This window comes from Priestia sp. TRM10 (genome assembly GCF_057808375.1).
Genome location: NZ_JBJZOT010000015.1, coordinates 1,038,299 through 1,049,806, shown reverse-complemented (window position 1 = coordinate 1,049,806; position 11,508 = coordinate 1,038,299). Strand labels below are relative to the sequence as shown.

Genomic DNA, 11,508 nt, shown 5'->3' with positions numbered 1-11,508 from the left:
GGAGAAAACGTCTTTTTTAATACTTTTGCAAAACAATAGATATTAACAATTATATAGGAGTGGTGCTAGCTTCAACCATGTTTAAGGTATAGAAGAGCAATTGTTGAATAAGTATTTTACAACGTCTTTATAACTATTATAATGGCGAATTAATGTTATTGCGAATCCATATTTGTATTATCTCCTTTATAGCAAAAGGCTATTAAATAAAACAAAACAAGAAAGGATTAGATAAAAACATAAAGATATTGTTGTCTTTTAAGTATATTATCGTCCATACTTATAAATAAGTCCTTCTATCGGAGAACAAAGGGAAAGCATCATGATGCTAAAGGAGGGGAAGCGGTGGATGTAACGCTCCAGAAGCAAATTTTTGAATTTATTGGAGGTCTTGGCCTCTTTGTATTTGCGATTACATATTTAGGAGAAGGATTACAGAAATCAACAGGGGAGAGGCTCAGGAAAATTATTGATACGTTTACGAGCAATCCTATTATCGGTGTTTTTGCCGGAATGATTTCAACAATTCTTGTTCAAAGCAGTTCTGGAATGATTATTATTGTGCTTGGTTTAGTAAGTGCAAGATTTATGACATTAAGACAAGCTATTGGCGTTATAATGGGAGCAAACATTGGTACAACGCTAACAGCTTTCATTATTGGTATCAATTTTAGCTCTTATTTTCTTCCTGCACTAGCCGTTGGCTCGATGCTTATTGTATTTTTTTACAGTAAAAAAGTTCATTATATAGGCCAAGTTATTTTTGGATTTGGGGCTTTATTTCTAGGCTTAGAGCTTATGGGAGATGGTATGAGAGAGATTGTTTCGTTAGACATATTTCAAGAATTTATTTTAAATATGGGGAACAATCCTTTTTTTGGAGTAAGTATGGGGACAATTTTTACTGCAGTTGTCCAAAAGTCAAGTGTTTCAATTGGGGTTTTGCAAGAGTTGTATAAGCAGGATTCTATTAGCTTAACAGCGGCACTCCCTGTTTTATTTGGTGCAAATATTGGGACAACAGTGACGGTCGTTTTAGCTTCTTTAAGTGCCTCTGTACTTGCTAAAAGGGCAGCTTTAACGCATGTCTTATTAAATGTGTCAGGGACGATTGTTTTTTTAGCATTTCTTCCTGTTTTTACAGCATTTATATCTGTTGTTCAAGTTTCTTTTCACCTCAATGGAGCAATTACAATTGCTGTTGCTCACGCTGTCTTTAATATTTTTAACTCACTTCTTTGGCTCCCATTTGTAGGTGCACTCGTATATTTAGTTACAAAAGCTTTTCCAGAAAGAAATACCTTTGCAACTCAAAATCAGGGATATCTTGATAGACAGTTTATTGAGCAAGCCCCAACAGTTGCCTTGAGTCAAGTACAAAAAGAAATTATTGAAATGAGTCATCTTTTATTAAAAAACTTTGTACAAGCTTACAGCTATTTAAGTACGAGAGATCGTATACATGCTCAAGAAGTCGCAAATCTAATGGAAATATTAGAAAGCAAGGAAAGGAAAATAAAAGCGTATTTTCTCCTGTTATCTGAGAATGCTTTATCAACGCTTGAGAGTGAAGATTACTTTAGACTCCAAGAAGAAGTGCATTATTTAAAAAGAATAGGAGCTCATTGTGAGAATATTACGGAATTTGTGGATTATCAACTGGCTAATAAAGTCTTTTTTACAAATGAGGCTTCTTCAGATTTAGAAGAAATGTTCCAAAGTACTTCAAAAGCCCTTTCTGAAACAATAAAAGCTTTGGAAAGTAAAAACATAAAAAGCGCCCGCGGCGTTCTTGAAATTGAAGATCGGATTGATCGAATGGAAAGGGTACTGCGCAAAAAGCATATTCTACGTTTGAATGAAGGAGAATGTTCAGGAGCAGCTAGTATCTTATTTGTGGATATTATTAATAATTTGGAGCGAATTGGAGACTATGCTGAAAAACTATCTCAGCATATTTTAGAACAAAACAATTCTTAATTGTTAAGGGTGAGAGTTGAATGGAAAATAGAAAGCTATCATCCTTAACTTTAACTTTATTTTTTTTCTTAGAAAACGATTGACAAAAGCTTGTCTTGATGATAAATTAGATATTGTCCTATTTAATGTTCCACAGTAGCTCAGTGGTAGAGCTATCGGCTGTTAACCGATCGGTCGTAGGTTCGAATCCTACCTGTGGAGCCATTTGGCGGTGTAGCTCAGCTGGCTAGAGCGTACGGTTCATACCCGTGAGGTCGGGGGTTCGATCCCCTCCGCCGCTATTGTTTTATTATAATATTCATAATGGACCCTTAGCTCAGCTGGTTAGAGCAGACGGCTCATAACCGTCCGGTCGCAGGTTCGAGTCCTGCAGGGTCCACCATAATTTCAGGTGGAGGAATACCCAAGTCCGGCTGAAGGGATCGGTCTTGAAAACCGACAGGGGTGTCAAAACCCGCGGGGGTTCGAATCCCCCTTCCTCCTCCATACATATAACATTAACAAGTTTTCTGCTAAGCAGAAAACTTTTTTTGTTTAATCGTATAAAAATCGGGTAAAAGGTAAATATAAACTCGTTGTTTCAGCAAGAAGAAAATCATTTTAATTGAAACAATAGGGTATATTTGCTATTCTAAAGCTAACGGAGCAATTTTTGCTACCACAAATTTTACATATTCTAAAGGAGGAATTTTTCATGGCACATGAATTACCACAATTACCTTACGCGTATGACGCACTTGAACCACATATCGACAAGGAAACAATGAACATTCACCATACGAAACACCACAACACATATGTAACTAAGTTAAACGATGCAATCAAAGGTACTGATCTTGAAGCTAAAAGCATTGAAGAACTAGTATCAAACTTAGACGCTGTACCTGAAAACATTCGTACAGCTGTACGCAACAACGGTGGTGGACATGCTAACCATAGCCTTTTCTGGACACTCCTTTCACCAGAAGGTGGCGGTGAGCCAACTGGCGAATTAGCAGATGCAATCAACAAAAAATTTGGAAGCTACGAGAAATTCCAAGAAGAATTCGCAGCAGCTGCAGCAGGCCGCTTCGGTTCTGGTTGGGCTTGGCTTGTTGTAGACAACGGCGAAGTTGCAATTACAAGCACTCCAAACCAAGATTCACCGCTTATGGAAGGTAAAACACCTGTCCTAGGCTTAGATGTTTGGGAGCATGCTTACTACTTAAACTACCAAAACCGTCGTCCAGACTACATTTCAGCATTCTGGAATGTTGTAAACTGGGACGAAGTATCAAAACGCTACGAAGCAGCAAAATAAGAGAAACGCTTCTAATAAAAAGGCTCGGAGACAACATGTCTCTGAGCCTTTTTATTAGAGAAGTTATATTCCTTTGTTCAAAATTACATTATGTAGTATAACTCTTTTATCTTTTGCCAAACTAGGGGTAGAAGAGAAAAGGAGTTTTACGTATGGCAGTTTTGAAAAAAGTGTTTGGGGATGTTGAAGTTACGAAAGATCTTTTGCTTCTTTTAACGGTTGGAGCTCTTTATTCACTTGCAATATCATTATCCAATACGTTTGTAAACGTCTATTTATGGAAGCAATCAGGGCAGTTTTTGGATCTTGCTCTCTACAACTTAGCCATTGTGATTTTTCATCCTTTGACATTTGTTGTAGCAGGGAAGCTTGCTAAGAAAGTGGATCGAGTTATTGTCTTAAGACTAGGAGTATCATTTTTAGCAGTCTTTTATATTACGGTCTTACTTGTTGGAAACAATGCTTCATCGCTCCTTTTACTCTTAGGAGCTTTACTTGGAATTGGCTATGGATTTTACTGGCTTGCTTTTGATGTATTAACATTTGAGATTACAGAACCTGAAACAAGAGATTTTTTTAACGGATTTATGGGCATATTGAATTCGTTCGCAGGAATGATTGGTCCCATTGTAGCAGGATTGATTATCTCGTCTTTCATTAAAATGACGGGATATAAAATTATCTTTTTTACTTCTTTATTTTTATTCCTCAGCGCTGTTGTGTTAAGTTTTTTTCTTCAAAGGAGAGAAGCAGAAGGGAATTATCGCTTTAAAGAAGTACTTGCGGAACGAAAAAAGAATCGAAACTGGCGTCTTATTTTATATGCACACCTTTTCCAAGGAATCCGAGAAGGAACCTTTATTTTTATTATCTCTGTTCTTGTTTTTATTACGACAAACAGTGAACTTGCACTAGGAACATTTGGTCTTGTTAATTCTGCCGTCGCTTTTGTGGGCTATTATTTAGCATCACGATTTATAAAGAAGAAGCATCGATACAAGTCAATCTTAGCAGGTGGACTTTTGCTATATGCTTCTGTCTTTTTAATTATTTTTAAAGTAACTTATGTTAAATTGTTATGCTATGCTGTTTGCATTGCGATCGGATATCCGCTCTTACTTGTTCCTTATATGTCGATTACATTTGATGTAATTGGAAGAGCCGAAGGAATTAAAGAAAAGCGAATTGAGTTTATCGTTGTACGGGATGTGTTTTTAAATATGGGACGAATTATCTCAATTCTTTTATTTATCGGGGCCATCACCTTTTTTGATGAAAAACAAAGCGTGCCAATTCTTTTAGCAATAATTGGCGTTGGACATGCAACTATTTATTTTTTTGTTCGTCATGTATCATTGAAGCCCTTAGAAAAAATAAAGGAAGAAGAACCCTCAATTTCCAAAAAAACTTTAAATGAAGGTGATGGAGAGTCACCTGCATGAGTAATTTGGCGGTAGAAATCTTTCTTTATTTGCATTAAAATAACACTAGACAGTTAATAGGGCACCTTCCATAGGTGTCTTATTTGTTTGTGGAATAGCGAGAGATTGAAGGTGAAGGGATGAAGAAAAAGAGAAGAAAAAAAACGCACATTTCGTTGCGACTTAACCTCCTGTTTTTTGTTGTTTTTCTTCTTTTTGCAATTTTAATTTTAAGGCTTGGTCTTGTTCAAATTGTCCAAGGTGAAGATTACAAACGAGAAGTAGAAGAAACACAGGATTCAACAGTGAGTAACCCAGCTCCCCGGGGCAAGATTTATGATCGGTATCATCGTTCAATTGTTGATAACAAGCCGCTTAATGCGATTACGTATACGCGCTTTAAAAATGACCCTGAACAGTCTCTTAAAGTGGCGAAGAAGCTCGCAAAGCTTATTGATAAATCAACAGACAAAGTAACAGAACGAGATATGAAAGATTATTGGCTTATGGTTCACCCGAAAAAAGCCAAAAATCTAGTTCCACAGAGCGAAATTAAGAAAAAAGAGTTAGCTGATGATAAAGTCTATGATCTTCAGCTTGAACGTATTACAAAGAAAGATCTTGCCTCTATTTCAGATGCTGAGATGGAAGTTATTGCAATCAAGCGTGAAATGGACAGCGGGTATAAAATGACGCCTCAAAACATTAAAAATGAAGGTGTAACAGATGCAGAATATGCTCGCGTTAGTGAGAATTTAGCTGACCTTCCAGGTGTTAATACAACAACATACTGGAAACGAAACTATGTTTATGATGGACTGCTTCGCTCACTTTTAGGAAATATTACGAGCGATGAAGAAGGGCTTCCAAAAGACCGCTTAGACTACTACTTAACGCGCGACTACAGTCGTAACGATCAAGTTGGGAAAAGCTATCTTGAATCTCGCTACGAGGAACTGTTAAACGGTCAAAAAGAGCAAGTAGAATATATTAATAATGAAGCAGGCGACATATTAGATACTGAGTTAGTCAAGGAAGGGCAACGCGGCCGCGATCTTGTATTAACGATTGATATGGAACTGCAAAAAGCAGTCGAAGAGAGTTTAACAAAACGTCTTCAGGCTCATCATAGTGGAAATCCATATATGGACCGTGCATTTGTTATGATGATGGATCCACGTAATGGTGACATTCTAGCAATGGCTGGGAAGCGCTATGAGAAAAATGAGAAAACAGGTGTTCAAGAGATAACAGACTATGCGCTTGGAAATCTTGTTTCCTCTTATAATATGGGTTCGACTGTTAAAGGAGCAACAATTTTAGCAGGTCTTGACTCAGGAGCTATCCAACCAGGAACTACTTTTGTAGATGAACCAATCAAAATTAAAGGAACTCCTCTTAAAAAATCTTATAAAAATATGGGACGAATTGGAATAGGAACAGCTCTAGAGATGTCATCAAACGTTTATATGTTTAAAACAGTAATGGCTATGGCTGACGCTAATTACGTGCCTGGACGTTCACTTAACATTCCAAAATCAACTTTTGATCAACTGCGTAATTACTATTCACAATTTGGTCTTGGGACTGAAACAGGTCTTGATTTACAAAATGAATTTACAGGATATCAAGGTACAAAATATAATCCAGGTTTTGCACTTGACTTAGGGATTGGTCAGTATGACACATATACACCGCTACAGCTTGTTCAATATGTGTCAACAATTGCAAATGACGGTTATCGAGTGAAGCCGCAGCTTTTAAAAGAAGTGCGAGAAGCAACAGTTGATGAAGATAAAGAAGGGAAAATTCTTTATGAATCAGAACCAGAAATTCTAAACCGCATTTCTATGAAAGATGAGTATATTGATGTTGTACAAAATGGTTTCCGTCGTGTTATGACATCTGGTACAGCTGCAAAGACATTTAAAAATGCAGCATACAATCCAGCAGGAAAAACAGGTACAGCTCAGTCATTCTATACAGAAGGAGATCGCCCAGAAGGTACAGAGCCACCTGAAACAGAGAACCATACGCTTGTTGGTTATGCACCTTACGATAATCCTGAAGTAGCCTTTGCGGTTGTTGTACCATATGGAACGACAAGCGATATTGGAACAATGAGTCAACAAGTTGCAAAAGATGCGTTAGATGCTTACTTTGAGAAAAAAGAAGAAGGCGAGAAAGATCAACAAGAAAACTTGAATGCAGCAGGCGGCGTTCAAGCTGTAGACAGTGAAGACTCCGAAGCATCAAGCGGAGATGAGTAAAATAGAAAAACCCCTCTTTTTATAGAAAATTTACCAAAAGTGGATTATAATAGTCATATAATATAAAAGCACCTTTTTAAAAGGTGCTTTTATTTTGGTCTTATATAGTAAGGAGAGGGAAATATGAAAAGAAAAAAAGGCAGAAAAAGAACGCACATTACAATGCGCGTTAATCTTCTGTTTTTTGTTGTTTTTCTCCTTTTTGCCATTTTGATTTTGAGACTTGGTCTCGTTCAAATTGTTCAAGGAGAAGAATATAAACGAGAAGCAGAAGCAGATCAAGATTCGACAGTAAGCAATCCCGCTCCGCGTGGGAAAATTTATGATCGATACCATCGCTCTATTGTCGATAACAAACCAGTTAATGCAATTACATATACGCGTGTTAAAAACGATCCAGAGCAGTCGCTAAAGGTAGCGAAGAAGCTAGCAAAATGGATTGACAAGCCAACAGACAAAGTAACGGATCGCGATATGAAAGATTATTGGATTTTAATTCATCCAAACAAAGCGAAAAAATTAGTGCCACAAAGTGAAATTGAGAAAAAAGAGCTGACAGATAAAAAGATCTATAGCCTGCAGCTTGATCGCATTACGAAAAAAGAGTTAGGAACGATTTCGGCCGGGGAAAAAGAAGTTATTGCGATTAAACGCGAGATGGACAGCGGCTATAAAATGACGCCTCAATATATTAAAAATGAAGGAGTAACAGCTAAAGAATATGCCCGCGTTAGTGAGAATTTAGCCGATCTTCCAGGAGTAAACACTACAACATACTGGAATCGTAACTATGTTTATGACGGTTTACTACGCTCGTTAATAGGCAACATTACAAGGGATGACGAAGGATTACCAAAAGAGCAATTAGATTATTATTTAACCCGTGACTATGGCCGTAATGATCAAGTCGGCAAAAGCTACCTTGAATCGCGCTACGAAGAACTTCTTCACGGTCAAAAAGAGCAAGTGGAGTATATTAATAATAGTGCAGGCGATATATTAGATACAGAGTTAATTAAAGAAGGTCAGCGCGGTCGTGATCTTGTGTTAACAATTGATATGGAACTGCAGAAAGTTGTTGAAGAAAGCTTAACGAAGAACCTTAAATCTCAACATAATGGTGCAAATCCGTATTTGGATCGTGCTTTTGCTATTGCAATGGACCCACGTACAGGTGATATTTTAGCGCTAGGCGGGAAACGTTATCAAATGAATGAAGAAACAGGTAAAGAAGAGTTAACAGACTATGCGCTTGGAAATCTTGTTTCCTCTTATAACATGGGATCAACAGTCAAAGGAGCGACAATTTTAGCTGGTTTAGATTCAGGGGCAATTGAACCTGGAACCATTATTAATGACCAACCTGTTAAAATCAAAGGGACAAAAGAAAAGAGTTCTTATACTAACATGGGACCAATAGGAATTGGGACAGCATTAGAGAGGTCCTCAAACGTCTATATGTTCAAAACGGTAATGAGAATGGCCCATGCTAACTATATTTACGATCATTCTATTAATATTCCACAATCAACATTTGACCAACTACGAAATTATTATGCACAGTTTGGCTTAGGTGTTGAAACAGGACTTGACCTGCAAAATGAATTTACAGGATATCAAGGTTCAAAATATAGCCCAGGTTTTGCGCTTGATTTAGGAATTGGTCAGTATGATACATATACACCACTGCAGCTTGTTCAGTATGTATCAACCATTGCAAATGATGGTTATCGTGTTAGACCACAGCTTTTAAAAGAAGTACGTGAATCAACAGTTGATGAGGATCAAGAAGGCAAGATTCTTTATGAATCAGAACCGGAAATTCTAAATCGTATTTCAATGAAACAAGAATATATTGATGTTGTACAAAACGGTTTCCGCCGCGTTATGGTAGGTGCTAAAGGAACAGCAGCCTCAACATTTAGAAATGCCACGTATAATCCAGCTGGGAAAACAGGAACAGCTGAGTCATTTTATACAGAAGGAAAGAGACCCAAAGGAACTGAACCACCTTCAGTAGAGAATCATACGTTAGTTGGTTATGCTCCATATGACAATCCAGAAGTAGCCTTTGCTGTTGTTGTTCCATATGCAAACGGCAAAGATGTAGGGAAAATGAGTCAAAGAATAGCAAAAGACGTCCTCGACTCCTACTTTGAAAAGAAAGAACAAGGAGAAAAAGACCAAGAAGAAAACTTAAATGCAGAAGGCGGCGTTCAAGCTCCAAGCAGTGCAGATTAAACTAGAAAAATAGTTAAATTTGTAGAAATTTTACTAATAATGGATTAAACTATATGTGACAACAAGTAGAGGCACCTTGCAAAAAGGTGCCTTTATTTTTTGAGGAATTTCTACAGGGGGAGAAGGAATGAAAAAGAAGAGAAGAAAATCTCAACTTTCAACGAGAATCAACTTATTGTTTTGTATTGTCTTTTTTCTTTTTGCTGTACTTATTTTAAGGCTTGGACTTGTTCAAATTGTAAGAGGAGAAGAGTACAAACGCGAAGCGGAAGAAATGCAGGACGTGTCTGTTGAAAACCCCGTTCCTCGCGGAAAGATTTATGATAGCAGCTACAGGTCAATTGTTGATAACGTTCCGCTTGAGGCTATTACGTATACTCGATTTGAGGACGATCCGGAAAAAACACTTTCAGTAGCTAGAAAACTAGCAAAAATGATTGATAAACCAGTCGAAGATGTTACGGAACGTGATAAAAAAGATTATTGGATTTTAACGAATAAAAAGAAAGCAGAAGCGAAGGTAACACAAGAAGAGATTGGAAAGAAAGAATTATCAGATAAAGAAGCTTATGAGCTTCAGCTCAAACGTATTACAAAGAAAGATTTATCTTCACTTTCTAAGGAAGATGAGGAGATTATTGCCATAAAAATTGCGATGGATGGCGGTTATAAACAAACTCCTCAAGTTATTAAAGGGGAAGGTGTTACAAAAGAGGAGTATGCCCGTGTTAGTGAGAACCTAGCAGATCTTCCAGGTGTTAATACAACAGTCCTTTGGGAAAGAAGCTATGTTTATGATGACCTTTTGCGTTCTCTTCTAGGAAACATCACCTCTGAAGGAGAAGGATTGCCAGAAGAGAAGCTTCATCACTTTCTTGTGCGAGAATATAGCAGAAGTGATAGAGTTGGAAAAAGTTATCTTGAAGCTCGCTATGAAGAAACGCTAAATGGTGAAAAAGAGCGTGTTGAATATATTAACAACGAAGAGGGTGACATTATTGGTACAGAGTCAATTCAAGAAGGTGAGCGAGGACGCGATCTTGTTTTAACAATTGACATGGAGCTTCAAAAAGCAGTTGAAGAATCGCTAACAAGAAATTTAAAAACGTATCAAGGTGAACCATATCTTGACCGAGCATTTGCGATTATGATGAACCCAAAAACAGGTGATATTCTAGCAATGGGTGGAAAGCGATTTGAAAAAAATGAAAACGGAAAAGAAGAAATTAAAGATTTTGCACTTGGGAACCTTGTTTCTTCATATGGTATGGGATCAACTGTAAAAGGAGCAACAATCCTAGCGGGTCTTGATTCAGGAGCAATTACTCCAAATACCATGTTTTTAGATGAACCACTTTACATTGCAAGCACGCCAAAGAAAGGGTCATATAGCAATAACCTAGGAACTCTTGGTATCAATGGAGCTCTTGCGAAGTCATCAAACGTATATATGTTCAAAACAGTTATTGAAATGGCTGGAACTAAGTATGTTCGAAACGGCTCACTGCAAATCGGTCCTAAAACATTTGAACAACTTCGTAACTATTATGGCCAGTTCGGTTTAGGAGTTGAAACAGGATTGGATTTACAAAATGAATTTACAGGCTATAAAGGGTCAGAGTTCAACCCAGGTTTGGCGCTTGACTTATCGATTGGCCAGTATGATACGTATACTCCGTTACAACTTGTCCAGTACGTCTCAACGATTGCAAACGACGGCTACCGTGTTCGTCCACAGCTTGTGAAAGAAATTCGGGAAGCAACTATTGAAGAAGATAAGCGGGGGAAAGTTTTACACGCTACAGAACCGGAGATTTTAAACCGTATTTCAATGAAAGATGAATACATTGATATTGTGCAACGCGGTTTTAGAAGCGTAATGACAACTGGAACAGCTAAACAGTTTGCAAGTAAATTATACAACCCTGCTGGTAAGACAGGAACAGCTCAGTCTCTTTACACAGAAGGAGAAGGACCAAATGTAGAAACCTATAATGTTACACTTGTTGGCTATGCTCCATACGATAATCCTGAAGTAGCCTTTGCCGTTGTTGTGCCATATGCCATAAGTTCAGATAATCCAATGTCAAAAAATATTGGAATGGATATTCTTGACGCTTATTTTGAACAAAATGAAGATAAAGAAAATGCTCAATAATAACTTAAAATAAATTAGGTCTAAAAGAGGGAAGACGAAAGCGTTCAAGCGCGATTGTCTTCCCTTTTTGTCGATTTTACAAAGATAAATGGGAGAAAAGATCTACAAAAAATATGCAACATTTACAAAACCTTTACA

At 37.4% G+C, this 11,508-nt stretch carries 6 protein-coding genes and 4 tRNA genes; all 10 read left to right on the top strand.

The genetic code is table 11. The features are described 5' to 3' along the window. Positions 1-345 precede the first annotated feature (345 nt). The gene (locus ACK3CR_RS22155; RefSeq protein ID WP_243517642.1) at positions 346-1,980 is read left to right on the top strand and encodes a Na/Pi cotransporter family protein; all 1,635 of its coding nucleotides are present in this window, start codon (positions 346-348) and stop codon (positions 1,978-1,980) included. Positions 1,981-2,109: 129 nt separating this feature from the next. After that, positions 2,110-2,184 (top strand) — tRNA-Asn (locus tag ACK3CR_RS22150). Between the two features lie 3 nt (positions 2,185-2,187). After that, positions 2,188-2,261, top strand: a tRNA-Met gene (locus ACK3CR_RS22145). A gap of 24 nt (positions 2,262-2,285) precedes the next feature. After that, positions 2,286-2,362, top strand: a tRNA-Ile gene (locus ACK3CR_RS22140). Positions 2,363-2,373: 11 nt separating this feature from the next. Next, positions 2,374-2,466 (top strand) — tRNA-Ser (locus ACK3CR_RS22135). 208 nt (positions 2,467-2,674) lie between these two features. After that, positions 2,675-3,280: a superoxide dismutase gene (gene sodA / locus ACK3CR_RS22130; protein ID WP_243517644.1), complete on the top strand. Its 606-nt coding sequence runs from the start codon at positions 2,675-2,677 to the stop codon at positions 3,278-3,280. A 152-nt stretch (positions 3,281-3,432) separates the two neighbouring features. Beyond that, a complete protein-coding gene (locus ACK3CR_RS22125; RefSeq protein WP_243517646.1) occupies positions 3,433-4,722 on the top strand; it encodes an MFS transporter in 1,290 nt (429 codons plus the stop codon). Positions 4,723-4,841: 119 nt separating this feature from the next. Then, positions 4,842-6,971 carry a peptidoglycan D,D-transpeptidase FtsI family protein gene (locus ACK3CR_RS22120; RefSeq protein ID WP_410914530.1) on the top strand — a complete coding sequence of 710 codons (2,130 nt, stop codon included), beginning with the start codon at positions 4,842-4,844 and terminating at the stop codon, positions 6,969-6,971. A 123-nt stretch (positions 6,972-7,094) separates the two neighbouring features. Beyond that, positions 7,095-9,212, top strand: a complete 2,118-nt coding sequence (locus tag ACK3CR_RS22115; protein WP_410914531.1) for a peptidoglycan D,D-transpeptidase FtsI family protein — start codon at positions 7,095-7,097, stop codon at positions 9,210-9,212. A gap of 127 nt (positions 9,213-9,339) precedes the next feature. After that, positions 9,340-11,370 (top strand): peptidoglycan D,D-transpeptidase FtsI family protein, encoded by a 2,031-nt coding sequence (locus tag ACK3CR_RS22110; RefSeq protein WP_410914532.1) that lies wholly within the window; start codon positions 9,340-9,342, stop codon positions 11,368-11,370. The last annotated feature ends 138 nt before the right edge of the window (positions 11,371-11,508 follow it).